Genomic DNA, 16413 nt, shown 5'->3' with positions numbered 1-16413 from the left:
TTGATATTTTATTCGTGGTGCTGTTAGTCTCGGAAATTGTCATACTGGAATGGCTGGCCCATATCCGATTCACGCATTAGAGCGATCACTGATTGTAAATCATCTCTCTTTTTACCCGTTACTCTTACTTTTTCACCTTGAATGGATGCTTGGACTTTGAGCTTGGCATCCTTAATGGCTTTTACCACTTTCTTTGAGGTTAACGGGTCCAGTCCTTGTTTAAATTGGACATCTTTAAACCAGCGCTTGCCGGAATGTACAGAATCTTTCGCTTCCATCGCTTTGGCATCAACACCTCGTTTCGCGAGGTTGCCACGTAAAATATCCATCATTTGACCCAATTGAAAATCATCTTCTGCAGACAGTTTTACAACTTCATCTTTGAGTTCAAATCCAGCTTCTACATTACGAAAATCAAAACGAGTAGAAAGCTCTCGGTTTGCATTATCGACAGCATTACGAAGTTCAACAGTATCGACTTCTGAAACGATATCAAAAGAAGGCATGGTGTTTCCTTATCTATTGCTTAGTATTTATTTTAAGTTACGGCGGTCAGTGATCGCTTGTGCCAGCATATCCAGCATAGTTGCTGTGTCATCCCATCCTAAGCATGGATCGGTAATCGATTGACCATAGGTGAGGTTATTTAAGTCATGCATTGGCTGATTACCTTCGATAATGAAGCTTTCAGCCATAATACCAGCAACGAAATCCTTACCTGTACGTATTTGTGTGCAGATGTCGGCCGTTACATCTATCTGTTTTCTATGCTGCTTTTGGCAATTCGCGTGGCTAAAATCTACGATGAGGCGCGGGGCTAAGCCGAATTCGATCAGTTGCTCGCAGGCTGCAGATACGGAGTCAGCGTCATAGTTTGTCCCTGTATCACCACCGCGTAAAATAACATGGCCAAAGGGGTTACCACTGGTACGATAAACGGTCATACGGCCATTTTTATCCGGTGAGTAAAAGTAATGTGATGCTTGGGCCGCTCGAATGGCATCAATAGCAATTTTGATGTTGCCATTCGTGCCATTTTTAAAACCGACAGGGCACGACAGTGCAGACGCCATTTCTCGGTGTATCTGAGATTCCGTAGTACGCGCACCAATAGCTCCCCACGTGATGAGATCTGCGATGTATTGCCCGGTAATCATGTCTAAAAATTCAGTCGCAGTAGCAAGGCCTAGCTTGTTGATATCTAATAATAATTTCCGTGCTTTATTGAGCCCTGTTTCCAGTGCATATGAACCATCCAGATTGGGATCCGTAATCAAACCTTTCCAGCCCACAACGGTGCGTGGTTTCTCGAAATAGGTACGCATGACGATAAACAGTTCATTTTTATATTGGTCTTGGATCGCACTCAAACGTTGAGCGTAATCCATTGCGGCTTCAGTGTCGTGTACTGAACACGGACCGACAATGACTAACAAGCGATCATCGTGACCAGTCAGAATATTTTCAATTTGACGGCGTGAGTTTGCGATGCGCTCTGCTACGTCGTCTGTGATCGGATGCGCATTTCCAAGCTCTGCCGGAGTCGGCATTGGGCCCAAGGCTTGAGTTCTTAATTCATCTGTTTTTAATGGCATGGTAAAGCCTGTACTCTTATTGCGAAGCGGTAAAGATAACGGAATTGGCAATAGGAATAAACTCCAAAACGGAAAACTTATTGCTTATCATCTGCAAGATGAAATTTTATTCATAAATTTGTCATAAATATTTACTTTTACTTGAATTAATACTCGGCTATGGGTATTTTCCTGAGCAAGATAATTAAAAATGTAGGGAGTAATGAATGAGTTTGGCACAACATGATACGATCCACCCTCAGTTGATCTTAGGTGATGCCCTTCCAGCGGCAATTGAATCAAGTGGAAATGCCCAGCATTTGTATGTATCGCTGTCCGACATTATTTTAGATTCGTTGTTTTATCATCCTTCGATTGAGCAACATTTTGCGAATCTAACTGAACTTGAGCAAGGCTCTTTGCAATCCATTCTTGATGACAAAGCGGTGGCGGAGCATTTTACGTCAACCATTGTTGATAGAGTCGTGGCAGCGGTTCAAAAAAATCACACTACGATTCGTGTCTGTTTGAGTGATGCAGATAGTTACACTTATAAAGCGTTGATCGGTGGAAGTGTTGAAACGGATGAAATTAACCCAGCGATGGGAGTGCGTGGCGTATCGCGTTTTTCTTCCAACCAGTATGCAAAAGCGTTTAGTTATGAATGCGCTGTGATCAAGGCATTGCGCAAGCAAGGATTGAACATCGAAATTGTGGTGCCATTTGTTCGAACATTAAGTGATGCGGCTACGATCATTGACCGACTGGCAGAGCAGTCTTTACCTCGGAGTTTAGATGGTTTGAAAGTGCTTTATTCTTGCGATGTTCCATCAGCGGCATTGTTGGCAGAGCGTTTGATGCACTATTTTGATGGTGTGGTCATCAACATCGATAACTTAACACAATACACCTTAGGCATTGATAAAGAGAACCCCGAACTTTCCCATTTGTTTAATCCAGAGAGTGAGGCGGTCATCACGTTGCTCGATTTAGCATCAAAAGCGGCACGTCATGCGAATAAGCCGATTTTGGTCGTCACCCAAGCACTAGCAAGTTATCCAAAGCTGCAGGAGCACTTAGCTGAAAGTGTTCAGGCTGATGTTGTGGTAAAAATGTAATGATCTGATTTGGGCGCAGAATAGCTGCGCTCAACCCTAACTTTTTGTAACAACTTATTGACATTTCACAGCGTATACCTTGAACTGGTCCGACAACCATATTAAAAAGGTCAAGCCTCATGCTCTCCCCATTAACAAAAGCGAATCTTTACTTAAATCTGTTTGGTTTTTTAAAAGTGCCATTGATTTGGTCCTGCAGGCCAAAGATTTTAGTGCTAAACGAACACTCTGTAGAAATTCGAATTCCACTTAAACGTCGCAATAAAAATCATTTAAATAGTATGTATTTTGGTGTGTTAGCCGTTGGTGCAGACGTAGCGGGCGGTTTTATGGCAATGCATAAAGCACAACAGCGTGGCTCCAAAGTATCGTTGGCGTTTAAAGCGGTTAGTGCGGAGTTTTTAAAAAGGCCGGAGGCGGATGTTCATTTTCATTGCCATGATGGCCAGCTAATAGACAGTATGCTTGATGAAACTATCGCGACCGGAGAGCGAGTCAATCAGACAGTAAAGATCATTGCAACCTGTCCTTCATTGCATGGTGACGAGCCTATGGCGGAGTTTCATCTTACTTTATCGTTAAAGCGTATTGGTAAATAAGGCTGAATTAGAGACTACTCACTTAATTCTATCGGTTCAATGTCGACAATCTTATTTCTATTTAAAACAATTTTCCAACGGTAGTAGCGGGGCTCTTCTTTATGGTTATCTTCTTTGATAATCAAGTTGAGCAAGTGCCGTTTTTCTACGGTTTCTCGACTCACTTGACCACCACTTAACTGATAAATGCGATTAGAGCCTTTGTCCATCAAACGGGTAATAGGGCGTAGATCAATGTGTAAAGTTTCGCGTGTTTCCTCATAGCCACTCATGAAGCGTGAAGTTGACATGGCCGTTTCTGAGCGATAGTGAAGTACCTGTTCCTCCCTTTGAACAATGCGTTTCTTTCGAATTGTTTTGATTCTGTCTGGTAATTTACTCAGGTTGGTATAATCAAGCCATTCAATTTTGTAACCTACAGATTTTCCGGTCGTTGGGTCTATGTAACGACGCTTCCATTTAGGTTTTCCTTTACGGATCCAGCGCCACAGCATATCGCGTAAGTCATCTTTAAAGATCTCGCGTAATGCATAAACAAACGACATAGCGATGATAAAAGAGGCGGTGATTTCCCCCCAATAGTCGCGAGCTGTAATGGCGATGACGGTGACAAACAGCATTACAAGCCCAGTCGCGATGCCTTTTACGGCACGCTTCATGTTATTACCTAAAGAAGTGACGTGTTCATTAAGCACAATGGGATGCTCGATTAAACGGCGTAGTAGGCGCATCTTGTTACTCAGCCGAGTGATGTCTTCCCCTGCCTTTGCCGAGTTGTAATTGTTAAGTTTACGATGTGCCTGTTCTTTCTCAACCAGTGTAATTAGACGCTCTTTGATGGTTTTATATTCACCATCGCGGTTCATGTGTGCGACTAGGGAAAGAAACTTTTGCTCAGTATACCAAGATAAATAGTTATCAATATTGGCGTAATAGCGTTTTAAGCTCTCTTCATAAGGAATGCTGCGGCGCAATCTTTTCAAAATATCTAAAGAGAGTTCAATGACACTATCAACTTCATCTGATGTGACGGTGTCACTCGTCGTATTGAGTTGTACTACAGCTTTATCTAGAGCGATAACATACTGATAAGCAAATAAACTCAAACTGACTCGATACTGAGTAGAAGAGAGATGGCCTCGTTGTGCAAGCCGGCTGTGTACTAAGGGCAGTAACGTTTTATCACTGTAATACGCACGCTCTTGATGGATGAAGCTATAGTAAAAGTCAGATTCAGGAAGTATTTCGGGTGTTAGACCTAAATCACCGGGAATGAATAGGTAAATGTCTAGATCAAGTTCTTTGCTCTGAGACATGGCATGTGAAATTTTAAGCGTGATGGTATCTTGCTTATCGACATTAACCAAAGAAAGCTCCTGAAAAAATGCTTATTTTTCCCTTGAATGCAGGAAAGGATAACAGAGATCACGTATAATCTCTGCAAAATTGAGGTGAGACATAGTAAATGATTAACGTTGGTCAAATAAACAGTTTAGAAGTCGTAAAGATTGCTGATTTCGGCGTGTTTTTGGATGCTGAAGATTTTGGAACCACTTTACTGCCTAAACGATTTACCCCAGATGGGGTTGAATTGGGGCAGAAAATAGACGTATTTTTGTATTTCGATTCAGACAATCAACTTGCCGCGACGACTGAAAAACCGATTGCAAAAGTAGGCGAGTGGGGATTGATGAAAGTTCAGGGTGTGAATAGCACTGGTGTTTTTGTTGATTGGGGTCTGAAGGGTAAAGATTTATTGGTGCCTTACAGCGAACAGCGTGCTCGTTTTAAAGAAGGACAAATGATTTTAGTGTATGTCTACACTGATAAGGCTTCCGGCCGCATCGTAGGCACAACTAAATTCAACAAGTGGCTGGACAAAACCCCTGCAAACTATACGCAGAATCAGCAAGTTGATCTATTAATTGCAGAACACTCAGAACTCGGATACAAGGCCATCATCAATGGCGAGCATTGGGGGATGATTTTCCCATCAGATGTGTTTGGTAAGTTGTTTATTGGTAAGACCTTAAAAGGCTACATCAAAAATATCCGTGAAGATGGAAAAATTGACCTAGCTCTGCAAAAAATTGGCGTAGCAAAAATGGATGAGCTAAGCACTAAGATCATAGAGTTACTTGAGAAAAAGGGTGGTTTTCTTCCATTAAGTGATAAATCGACACCAGAAGCTATTTTTTCGATGTTCCGTACCAGTAAGGGAACCTTTAAGAAGAGCATTGGTGGTTTGTACAAGCAGGGAAAAATTACCATTGGGGAAGATGGAATTCATCTTGTATAGCTGAGGCGTTCACCTCCTGTTGCAATCTATTTTCCTTGACGATAAAAAAAGGCCCAAAACTTTTCCGTTTTTGGGCCTAGGGGAATGGCTCATTTGAGCCTACGCTAATCATTAAAATAGTCGTACTTATGCTTCCCTGTAAGTATAGTTGTTATCGCTAGAAGTGCGCGTGTTTTCTAGATTTTTGTCCTATTTTTGGGCGTGTTAAAACAAATTTTTATCTTTAACGAGTTCTCTTGGTAAACCATTTTTTATGCGGTTTCCTACCCATTTCCCTAGGCCAATCACATCGTTACCGAGTTTAACCAGCACTTCGCCAGTGCCAGTTTGTAGTGCTGGTCTGACATCTCTGCCCATGTACCAATCTCGCGCTTCTTCAATCGATAGTGTGATGCAGTTTGATTCGTTACCAGTCGCTAATGATGTAGCGACTTGATGTTGCCAGCGATAACCTTTTTTATGTGTTTCAGCGATTTTTATCCCCATGCGAGAGAAGCGGAATTTGCCGAGCATAGGTTCCAGTGCGTTTGGAAATAACCATACATCATTATCACGTAGCCAGACACTGGTATCATCGGGGATCGCAACTTCAAACGTTTTCATGAGTTGATCCGTGATCTCTTGTGTGAGTTTAAGGTTGGCTTTCGCAAAAGGAAATTGACCTAAGCGTTTGTTGACTTCAGGGTGGGGTACAGAGCTAAGTTTACGGATTTTCGCAACAAAAAAACCTTCACAATCATAAGTTTGAGGGAATATATGCAAAAACCCTTCGTCTGTAATAGCTGCTTTTGCATCTTCAAACAATGAGCTAAGGGAAACAAATTCAACTGATTGTGGATATTTTTCTTTTAGATGCAAGCACACTTGTTGGTTCTCTTCTGTGCTCAATGTACAGGTTGAGTAGACCATCACACCGCCGGGCTTTAAAGCTTGAAACGCACTTTCAATCAAATCTTTTTGTGTTGTGGAAATCGACAATACAGATTCTTTGCTCCAGTTTTTCATCGCATCAGGATCTTTACGGATGGTACCTTCTCCTGAGCATGGCGCATCTATTAACACCGCATCAAATTGTTCCGGTAACCAACCGCCAAAGACTCGACCATCAAAATTGCTCAGTGCACTGTTACGTACACCGCAGCGTTCGATATTAGCATGCAGCACTTTAACACGGCTGGCTGAAAATTCGTTGGCGACTAATACGCCTTCATTTTCCATACACGCCGCAATTTGCGTTGTTTTTGAACCCGGAGCCGCCGCCATGTCGAGTACTGAATTGAACGATTCATCGCCAGTGAAAAGAGCGGACACCGGCATCATAGAACTGGCTTCTTGAATGTAAAAAAGCCCTGCCATATGTTCGGCTGTGTTACCCAAAGGCACGACAGACTCATCGGCTTCAATCCAAAAACCCGTGTTACACCAAGGCACTGGTGATAAAGCCCATCCTTTTTCTACGGCGCGTTGACAAAAGCTATCAACAGAGATTTTTAGCGTGTTGACTCGGATACTTTTACGCAGAGGACGCTGGCAAGCTGCAATAAAATCACTCATCGTTAGATGTGTGGGCAGTATCGCTTCAATTGTCGCAAGAAAAGGTTCAGGTAGGGTTATATTGGCGTGCAAAGCAGTATCTCGTCTGGGAGTTGAGGCCGGATTATATAAGAATCGTGATGAGATCAAAATAATAAAAAATGCAGCCGATCAGCTGCATTTTATAAGAATCAAGGTTAACCCTTTAAGGTTTTGGTATGGCTGTTCGCCATTGGCGCCATTCTGGTTTGGCTTCAGGATATAAGTAAAATGCTTGGCCTTGTTTAGCGATAGGTTGGAGCTGTTTTTGCTCTGGAGTGGCAAATGTAATTCCGCCTTTCATGATGCTATCTAACGTGCCTGCTTTTATATTTGCACCAGATAAACCGATGGATACATCGACGCCAGAAGTGTTCCAAAATACGCTATTGCTGCGAACCAGATAAGCGAACTCTTTTTGGATTTCAATGGTAAACATGACGCGGTCTGCAAAGTCTCCTAGAGCAACATGGGTTACTTTGCCTACTTCCATTTCACGGTAGAGAACAGGGCTGTCTTCAGCCACTGATCCTCGTGTTTCACTTTGTAAGGTGAATTCAATACCGAGTGCTTGTTGTGGCTGTTTTTCTAGTTCAAATTGATACTGCACATCGCCAAACCCAGGTTGGACCTCAATGCTGGAACTGAGTAAGTTTTGCAGATTTTCAACACCATTGAAGCCAATCTTAGTTTTCGCTACCCAAAAGTGAGAGCCATTTCTGGCAATGCCTAATGCGTAGCTAGGCTCAATTCTCGCTTGGAGTGTAACTTGGTTTGTCTTGAAATCGGGTGTTACAGAAACAACCTCTCCCACAGTGATATTGTTATATTTGATGGATGTTCCTAGCGTAACGCCAAAGGATGAATCGGCCGTTAAGATGATTTCTTGGCCCGCCTTACGTGCTTGATCGTAGCTGTCATAGAGCTTCCACAAATTCTGATCTTTGTTATCAATACCTTGCAACGAATCAAATGCAATGCCTCCTTGAATTAAAGTTTTTAAAGGAGCGGCTTTGACTTTTACGCCTGCAAGTGTTGCATTAATTTCGACGCCAGAACGGTTCCAAAAAACAGTTTGATTCGTAATCAGATGGCGATATTGATTCTCTATTTTGACCTCGATTTTCACACCTTCTTTAGTGAGCTTAAAGCCAAAAACACTGCCTACTTGAAGGTTACGGTATAGGAGCGGGCTGCCCGGATTGATGGGAGGAAGCTCGTCGGCAAAAAGAGTCAGTGTCTGTGAGCCGCTTTGATTATATTTTGCAAGCTCAGCTAAGGATTTACTTTGATATAGCGGGTATTCATTACTCGCATTTTCAGCGCCTTCGCTGATGAAACTGATTGAGCCGGCGAGCAGTTGTTTGGCAGGAGGGATCGAAACATTAAGGCCTGATTCGGTGAGCTCTGCGGTGGCCGAGCCTGTAATGTAAAAACGATTCTGTGAGCGTATGAGTGATGAGTACTCTTCATCAATCAGCGTATTGAGCACAACACGGTCTTGCTGCAACTTTACGTCAATTACTGAACCTACCGCGATGCCTCGATACAAAATCTGGCTGCCCACATCTAAGCCATATGAGCTTTCCGTTGTAAGTTTGATAGCAATCGATTTTGCTTGTGACTGATTAAATTCAAATTGGCGAATTGCAGTGAAACTTCTGGCCTTTTCGCCCTTGCCAGGAATGAGTGTCAAGTAATTCCCTTTGATCAAATTACCGATGTTCTCAACTCCAGAGAGTGAGACTTTGGCCTCTTCCAACACAAAACGGCTTCCCGAATTGAGCATATCGCTAAAAGCCGGTTGGATAGCGGCAGAGGCGATGATCTGTTGGTGACTTTTACTGAGCTGCAATTCCGTGATTTGGCCGACTTCTATTCCTCGGTAAATGATGGGGGCACCGGTTTGGTTAATATTATGCTGATCGGGTAGGGTGATTTTCACAGGGATACCACGCCCTGCGGTTTTTAAATCGCGATAGAGACTAAATTGGGTATTTTGTTCAACAGGCTCTCCACCGTCCGGTGAATCGACGGCAATTGAACCACCGATTAATGCACTTAAACTTTCTAAGCGGACGTCAACACCTTCAAAGCCAATGCTTGCACCAACACCGCTGACATTCCAAAAACGGCTTTCATTGGTAATAATGTGGCGATACTCGTCTTTTATCGAGGCTTGAATGAGTACCGACTTTGCATCGTCATCGAGTTTGTAGTTAAACACTTCACCAATCGGAATTTTTTTATAGACGATTTGTGAGCCAACAGAAATACCTCCGAGATCGCGAGCCTTTAGAGAAATGATAAGCCCTTGATTAGGCAGTAGATCAGAAGGTGCACCATCTAAAGCACTAAACACTTTATCGTGTTCAGCTGAACTATTTTCGTTACCCGGTTGAATCGCAATATAGTTTCCTGAAACCAACGCATCTAGGCCTGAAACGCCAGATAAACTGGCCGTTGGCTTCACTAACCAAAATCGGGTATTGTCATTGAGTAACTGAGTAGCTTCTGGATAAATATCGGCTTCCACATAGATGTTTTCTAATCCTTCGGACAGTTTAATATCTCTTACCATGCCGACTTCGAGCCCTTGGTAGCGAATTGTTGTTCGCCCTGCGACTAAGCCTTGTGCGTCCGAAAAATAGATCTGGATTCGTTCGCCAGCATCGTGAATGGCTTTAACGACTAACCAACCTGCGAGCGCCATGGTGAGTATGGGCAGTATCCACAAAGGTGAGATGCCCCTGTTTCGCTTAACATCGGGAGTGTATGAGGGCTGGCTTGAAATTTGTTTACTCATGTGAAGGCTCGTTTTGGTCTGCGATTTCTGGGTAATTATCCCAGATGAGTCTTGGGTCCATACTTTCCGTGGCGAGCATGGTGAGTACAACCACCAAGCCAAAGGCAACGGCTCCATAACCGGGAGTGAAGTCGAGAATTTGACCGCGATCAACCAGTGTCAACATAATTGAGATGACAAACAGATCCATTACCGACCATTTGCCGATCCATTTAATCGCGAAATAAATGTTCATTCTCTGACGGTGGTAAACCGTTCGCTTAAATTTAATCGCCAGTAATAGATAGGTCAGGCCGAATATTTTTACAATAGGCACGATTATACTGGCCACAAAAATGATGATTGCAATTCCGACCATACCACTATTAATCAGTGACGCAACACCAGAGAAAATGGTGTCTTCTAATCGCTGTCCGTTGGTAATTAAAATCGATATTGGAATCAGGTTCGCGGGGAAAATAGCGACACTTGCTGCAATTAAATAGGCCCAAGTTCGTTGTATCGAGTTGGGTTTCCGGTGATATAATCTTTGCGCGCAACGCACGCAGTGCGTATTTTCTGGTTGTGAAAGATGGCAATGGTGGCAATGCACCTCTTTACGCTCGAAGGCATATTGATTCTCTGGCTGCCACGCTTGCCAATAGCGCCTTACGCTAACTCGAGTCGCTAGCAATACGGTTGCCAGTTGCAGCAAGACTAAACCATACAACCCCACACCGATAAAAATGTCGGAATAATCTTGAAGTTTAAAACAAGATACCGCCACGCTGACTAAAAAAACATCGAGCATTACCCACGCTTTTAATCGCTGAATAATGATCAGTGAGCCACGCAGTAGATGAAACCATCGATAACGCAAGGCGAGATGAGCGGTCACTACGGAACCACACACTAAAAGTGGCGCAATAGAGCTGCAAAATAGCACCAATAAAGCGAGCGCTCCAAAGCCCTCTTCAGCCAGCGCAAAGACACCGGATGGCAAGGTGGCGGGGATCATCACCCCAACCAAGCGAATACTGATGAATTCAAAAAAATGAGAGGGGATAAACAGTAACAAGCAAGTGATGGCGACGGCTAAATCCCCAGATAAAGAGGGAGATCCACCGCGGTACAGTTGGGTACCGCAGCGTGGACAATAGGCACTTTTTCCATGCTCAACCTCGACGAGATCAACGGCCAATTCACAGCCGTGACACAACCTCACGCCGTTAGGTGATTGTGGATGTTGAATAAGCGCTGAATGTTGAGACAAACAATCATCCTAATTTATTGTTACCCAATCACTAAACGTACGATTGGAGATTTCCATAAAGGGTCTGATATAACCCATCTTGCTCGACTAATTCTCGATGCGTACCCATTTGGCTAACTTGACCATCTTCCAGCACGTAAATTATATCGGCTTGTTTCACTGCCGAAAGGCGGTGCGCAACAATTAAAGTAGTTCGACCTTTCAAAAATCCAGTCAGAGCATTGTGCAATGCCGCTTCAGTTACCGTATCTAACGCGGATGTTGCTTCATCCAAAATAACAAATTTAGGATTGCTCAGTACCATCCGAGCGATGGCTAAACGTTGACGTTGTCCGCCCGACAAGCGAATACCATTTCGGCCAACTAGCGTTTCTAAACCGTCACTGAGATTCGCAGTCACATCATCCAGTTGTGCAATATGCAGCGCTTGCCATAATTCCTCTTCTGCATATTGACCGCCGAGGGTCAAATTATGCCTTAAGGTGTCGTTGAATAGTATAGGTTGTTGTAATACCACGGCAATGTTATCGCGAATAATATCAAAACTTATCTCTTCAGTGGTCGCACCATTAAAACGGATCTGCCCGGAATTGGGTTGATACACACCAATTAACAGTTGGATCAACGTGGATTTCCCACCACCACTTGCGCCAACCAACGCAACTTTTTTACCCGCCGGAATCGTGAGCGAGAGATCGTTGAGCACACTCTTTTCACTATCGTAGGCAAAATTAACGTGAGAAACCTCAACATCGACCTGGCGGTTATCTGTGAATGGGTTAATTTTGCAAATAGGGCGAGGCTCTTCCTCCAGTGCAAGCAGATCATTAATGCGATGGAAGGCCGCCTTTGCACTGTACCAAGAAAATTGAATACTCAGCAGTTCTTGCACTGGGCCTAACATAAACCACAAATAACCGAAAACGGCGAAAATTTGCCCTATGGTCAAGTCGCTAAAGACCACCATCAGCATCGCGACCGCTCTAAATAGCTCAAAACCAAGTAAAAACAGGAGAAATGAGACGCGCCCTGCAGCCTCTGATTGCCATGCATATTTGTCTGCATTCTCTCGGACTTGGTTGGCTTGCTGTTTGAGTTCATTGAGAAACTCTCGCTCTTTATTAGCGGCACGCAATTGATAAATGCCATCTAATGTTTCGACTAGCCGATTTTGAAAGCGTTCATACGCTTGGTTTTCTCGCTTTTTCAGATGTTTGACTTTGCTTCCGAGTTTACGTGAAAAGTAAATCACAATCGGGTTGACCAATAAAATAAACAGCCCTAAACGCCACTCAAGCCAGAGTAGAACACCCGCTGTGCCTAACACGGTCAGTAGCCAGAGTAGAACACCCGCTGTGCCTAACACGGTCAGTAGGCTGATGATAAATTTACTGAGTGTGCTACCTATGAATTGATCAATGGTTTCGATGTCGGTGATTAAGTGAGCATTAATACCACCACTGCCTTTGGTTTCGTACTGCCTGATGCTTATCCGTCCTAATTTATCAATCATTTTGCAGCGCATTTGGTAGGTGATGGTTTTGGACACCAGAGTAAATTGACGGCTTTGAAGTATGTTGAGCGCTTGGCTGACGCTACGCATCAAGACCACTAGCAATAACGTGAGCGCAATATAGCCTGTTGGGTTTTGCATCGACGTCGGTAGAATAGTATTCATCATCGCCAAACCAGAAGCGGGTTTATTCAGCAGAACTTCGTCGACCATTAATGGCATTAATAGTGGAATAGGGACACTAACCAGCGTTGCAATAACCGCGATCGCATTGGCAAATAGAAGTGTAGGTCGATGTTTTTTTACTTGTTTTATTACCCAAGAGCGGCTAATAGTGTCATTGGAATTAGTCATTATGATGAGAATGCATCCTATTTATCGTGTGAGAAATTGTACGCTGTTCAAAAATAGATGTCTTCCGTTTTCAAAAGGTCGTTGAGTTTATATGAACATAGAAGAATACCGCCGTCTTACCAAGCAGGCGGTGGCACTGGTTGAATCTGAAACGGATTTAATCGCTAATCTTGCCAATTTGAGCGCCTTATTTAACATGGAGCTTGAAAATCTTAACTGGGTGGGTTTTTACCTAATAAAAGAAGAGCAACTGGTTCTCGGTCCCTTTCAAGGAAAACCAGCTTGTGTACGCATCCCCTTAGGAAAAGGTGTGTGTGGTACTGCGGCGGCGACTAACCGTATACAACGTGTTTATGATGTCCATGAGTTTGCTGGTCACATTGCTTGCGATGCTGCGAGCAATTCTGAGTTGGTGGTGCCATTTTCTATCAATGGTCAAGTGGTGGGAGTATTGGATATCGATAGCCCAACAATTGGCCGTTTTTCTGAAATTGATGAGAAAGGGATGGCAGAATTAATGATTGAGATAGAAAAGCTGCTCAATTCACACGCTAACAAGGCATAAATTGGTCATTGCCTGTGGTTTTTCGCATTTAGGTCACTATAATACCGAACATATTTATCTTAATGCCTCGCGGAAAGACCGCATAAACCAGGAATCCTCATGGAAAACACTGAAAAGTTAAAAAACAGCAAAGAAGTTATTGCGTACATTGCTGAATGTTTCCCTAAGTGCTTTACTTTAGAAGGTGAAGCAAAGCCTTTGAAAATTGGTATTTTTCAAGATCTTGCTGAACGCCTAAACGAAGACTCAAAAGTAAGTAAAACACAGCTGCGTGCTGCGTTAAGACAATACACGTCGTCATGGCGTTATCTACATGGTGTTAAACTAGGTGCAACTCGTGTTGACCTTGATGGCAACCCATGTGGAGAGTTAGAAGAAGAACATGTAGAGCACGCACAAGCCGCATTGGCAGAAAGTAAAGCTCGAGTACAGGCTCGTCGTAAAGAGCAAGGACAAAAAGCACGCGAAGAGGCAAAAGCGAAGCAGCCAAAAGCGAAAAAGCCTCAAGCACAAGCTCGTCGTCCTCAAGCGAAAGCGCCAAAAGCTGAAAAACCTGTCGAGACGCGCGCTTTAAATGCTGATGAAATGATCACTGGCAAACAAGTGAACGTAAACATGGGTAAAGGAAACATGGCTGCGACCATTGTTGAAGTTAATAAGGAAGATGTGCGCGTTCAACTTGTCAACGGCCTACAAATGGTTGTGAAAGCGGAGCACTTGCGCGCATAAAGGAGAAATTCCTACGCATGAAATGCCGTTCAAAATTAACGTTGATCGCTGCTGGCCTATGGCTAGCAGCGTCATCCGTTCAGGCCTTAGAAGCCACTCTTAGCAAAGAAGATTTACCTCTTCTTGCCCCAGAAATGCAGCATGAAACGGCGAGTAAGCGTGTGACTTCCCGTTTTACTCGTTCTCATTACAAACACTTCAACTTGAATGACGATTTCTCGCAAGCTATCTTCAATCGTTATCTCGAACTGCTCGACTACAACCGCAATATCTTTACTCAGAGCGATATTGATTCCTTTCATACGTGGTCGACACAACTTGATGATCAACTCAAGGCTGGCAATAACCAAATTGCATTTGATGTTTATAACTTATCAATGCAAAAGCGCTTTGAGCGTTTTCAATATGCGCTTTCTCTGCTCGACAAAGAAATTACATTTGAAGCCGATGAATCGATGGAACTTGATCGCTCAAAAGCAGCTTGGCCGAAAGATAAAACCGAGCTCGATAAGTTATGGCAGCAACGTGTCAAATATGATGCACTGAACTTAAAGCTTACGGGTAAAGAGTGGCCGGAAATTAAAGAAACGCTAGGCAAGCGTTATAATAACGCGATCAAACGTCTGTCTCAGACCCACAGCGAAGATGTATTTCAGCTTTATATGAATGCTTTCGCGCGTGAAGTTGATCCGCATACTAGTTATCTCTCTCCACGTAATGCCGAGCAGTTCCAATCAGAAATGAATCTTTCATTGGAAGGGATTGGTGCTGTACTGCAAATGACCGACGACTACACCATCATTCGTTCGTTAGTTGCGGGTGGTCCTGCCTCAAATAGCAAGCAGTTGGGTGAAGGCGATCGTATTATTGGTGTGGGCCAAGATGGCAAAGAGATGGTTGATGTTATCGGCTGGCGTTTAGATGATGTCGTACAACTGATCAAAGGCCCGAAAGGCACTAAGGTGAAGTTGCAAGTTTTGCCGGAAGGTAAAGACGCTAAAAGTCACGTTGTCACTATTGTTCGAGACAAAATTCGTTTAGAAGATCGAGCGGTTAAATCAAAAATCATCGAGAAAAATGGCAAGAAAATCGGCGTGCTTGAAGTCCCTAGCTTCTATGTCGGTTTAGCGCAAGACACGGACAAATTGCTGACTGAACTGAAGCAGAAAAAAGTGGATGGCGTGATCGTCGATTTGCGTAATAACGGTGGGGGTGCATTAACGGAAGCGACGGCATTATCCGGCTTATTTATTGAAAGCGGTCCGGTTGTGCAAGTTCGCGATAGCTATGGACGAGTAAACGTTAATAGTGACACGGATGGAAAAATCAGTTATCAGGGTCCTATGACGGTATTGGTGAATCGCTACAGCGCATCAGCCTCAGAAATTTTTGCAGCGGCAATGCAAGATTATGGACGAGCGATCATTGTTGGCGAAAACTCATTCGGTAAGGGAACGGTTCAACAGCATCGCTCGTTGAATCATATCTACGACTTGTTTGATAAAGAATTAGGCTACGTTCAATATACGATTCAGAAATTTTATCGTATTGATGGTGGTAGTACGCAGAATAAAGGTGTGGTGCCTGATATTGCGTTACCCACTGCGATTGAAGCAAAAGATACCGGTGAGAGCGTTGAACCTAATGCGCTTCCTTGGGATCAAATTGAGCGAGCTAAATACGACAAGTTACAAGCTAATGAAAAACTGATTGCTAAGTTATCTGCACAGCATCAAGCTCGTATTGCCAACGATATGGAGTTCGGCTTCATTAACGAGGATATTGCAAAGTATAAAGCGGAGAAAGATGACAACACAATTTCTCTCAATGAATCTGTGCGTAAGCAAGAGAGTGACAAGGCAGATGAATTGCGTTTGGCGCGGATTAACATGCGACAAGCCGCCAATGGTTTGAAGCCCTATAAAACCTTGCAAGATGTGCCTAAAGATTATGAAACTCCAGATGTTTATTTAGAAGAAGCAGTGGCGATCACTGTTGATATGCTAAATTAGCAACCAGTATCAATGAAAAG

The 16413-nt window shown here is 43.4% G+C and carries 13 protein-coding genes; 6 read left to right on the top strand and 7 right to left on the bottom strand.

Features of this window, described 5'->3' with window-relative positions; translation table 11 throughout:
- Nucleotides 1-23: 23 nt before the first annotated feature.
- Nucleotides 24-506, bottom strand: a complete 483-nt coding sequence (locus AACT23_RS02115; protein ID WP_010319065.1) for a YajQ family cyclic di-GMP-binding protein — start codon at nt 504-506, stop codon at nt 24-26.
- Nucleotides 507-533: 27 nt separating this feature from the next.
- Nucleotides 534-1595 carry a 3-deoxy-7-phosphoheptulonate synthase gene (locus tag AACT23_RS02110; RefSeq protein WP_026028836.1) on the bottom strand — a complete coding sequence of 354 codons (1062 nt, stop codon included), beginning with the start codon at nt 1593-1595 and terminating at the stop codon, nt 534-536.
- Between the two features lie 206 nt (nt 1596-1801).
- Between AACT23_RS02110 and AACT23_RS02105 the strand changes: the two genes are divergently transcribed.
- On the top strand, nt 1802-2692 hold the full coding sequence (locus tag AACT23_RS02105; RefSeq protein ID WP_010319067.1) for a putative PEP-binding protein: 891 nt from the start codon (nt 1802-1804) through the stop codon (nt 2690-2692).
- A 119-nt stretch (nt 2693-2811) separates the two neighbouring features.
- Entirely contained in the window at nt 2812-3291 is a 480-nt protein-coding gene (locus AACT23_RS02100) for a DUF4442 domain-containing protein (RefSeq protein ID WP_026028837.1), read from the top strand.
- Between the two features lie 14 nt (nt 3292-3305).
- Here the strand turns inward: AACT23_RS02100 and AACT23_RS02095 are convergent, their stop codons facing one another.
- Nucleotides 3306-4658 (bottom strand): hypothetical protein, encoded by a 1353-nt coding sequence (locus tag AACT23_RS02095; RefSeq protein ID WP_017044687.1) that lies wholly within the window; start codon nt 4656-4658, stop codon nt 3306-3308.
- A 98-nt stretch (nt 4659-4756) separates the two neighbouring features.
- Between AACT23_RS02095 and AACT23_RS02090 the strand changes: the two genes are divergently transcribed.
- The gene (locus AACT23_RS02090; protein WP_013856923.1) at nt 4757-5590 is read left to right on the top strand and encodes a CvfB family protein; all 834 of its coding nucleotides are present in this window, start codon (nt 4757-4759) and stop codon (nt 5588-5590) included.
- Nucleotides 5591-5794: 204 nt separating this feature from the next.
- On the opposite strand, the gene rsmF is transcribed toward AACT23_RS02090, so the two are convergent.
- From rsmF to AACT23_RS02070, 4 genes are all read right to left on the bottom strand, one after another.
- Nucleotides 5795-7216, bottom strand: coding sequence for a 16S rRNA (cytosine(1407)-C(5))-methyltransferase RsmF (gene rsmF / locus AACT23_RS02085; protein ID WP_217899553.1), 1422 nt, complete (start codon nt 7214-7216; stop codon nt 5795-5797).
- A 112-nt stretch (nt 7217-7328) separates the two neighbouring features.
- The gene (locus AACT23_RS02080) at nt 7329-9968 is read right to left on the bottom strand and encodes an MlaD family protein (protein ID WP_094127652.1); all 2640 of its coding nucleotides are present in this window, start codon (nt 9966-9968) and stop codon (nt 7329-7331) included.
- Complete coding sequence (locus AACT23_RS02075) at nt 9961-11220, bottom strand: paraquat-inducible protein A (RefSeq protein WP_094127649.1); 1260 nt, start codon at nt 11218-11220, stop codon at nt 9961-9963. Before AACT23_RS02075 ends, AACT23_RS02080 begins: the two co-directional genes overlap by 8 nt.
- Before the next feature lie 31 nt (nt 11221-11251).
- Nucleotides 11252-13087, bottom strand: coding sequence for an ABC transporter ATP-binding protein (locus AACT23_RS02070; RefSeq protein ID WP_094127646.1), 1836 nt, complete (start codon nt 13085-13087; stop codon nt 11252-11254).
- A 91-nt stretch (nt 13088-13178) separates the two neighbouring features.
- On the opposite strand from AACT23_RS02070, the gene AACT23_RS02065 reads away from it, so the two are divergent.
- From AACT23_RS02065 to prc, 3 genes are all read left to right on the top strand, one after another.
- A complete protein-coding gene (locus tag AACT23_RS02065; protein ID WP_013856917.1) occupies nt 13179-13652 on the top strand; it encodes a GAF domain-containing protein in 474 nt (157 codons plus the stop codon).
- Nucleotides 13653-13751: 99 nt separating this feature from the next.
- Nucleotides 13752-14381 (top strand): RNA chaperone ProQ, encoded by a 630-nt coding sequence (gene proQ / locus AACT23_RS02060; protein ID WP_017044692.1) that lies wholly within the window; start codon nt 13752-13754, stop codon nt 14379-14381.
- Between the two features lie 17 nt (nt 14382-14398).
- Complete coding sequence (prc, locus tag AACT23_RS02055) at nt 14399-16393, top strand: carboxy terminal-processing peptidase (RefSeq protein WP_017041969.1); 1995 nt, start codon at nt 14399-14401, stop codon at nt 16391-16393.
- The last annotated feature ends 20 nt before the right edge of the window (nt 16394-16413 follow it).

Origin of the sequence: Vibrio sp. V09_P4A23P171 (assembly GCF_963875615.1) — a bacterium.
Lineage (GTDB): Bacteria > Pseudomonadota > Gammaproteobacteria > Enterobacterales > Vibrionaceae > Vibrio > Vibrio anguillarum.
Note: the sequence above shows the minus strand (reverse complement) of the source record. Positions and strands in the feature narration are given on the sequence as shown.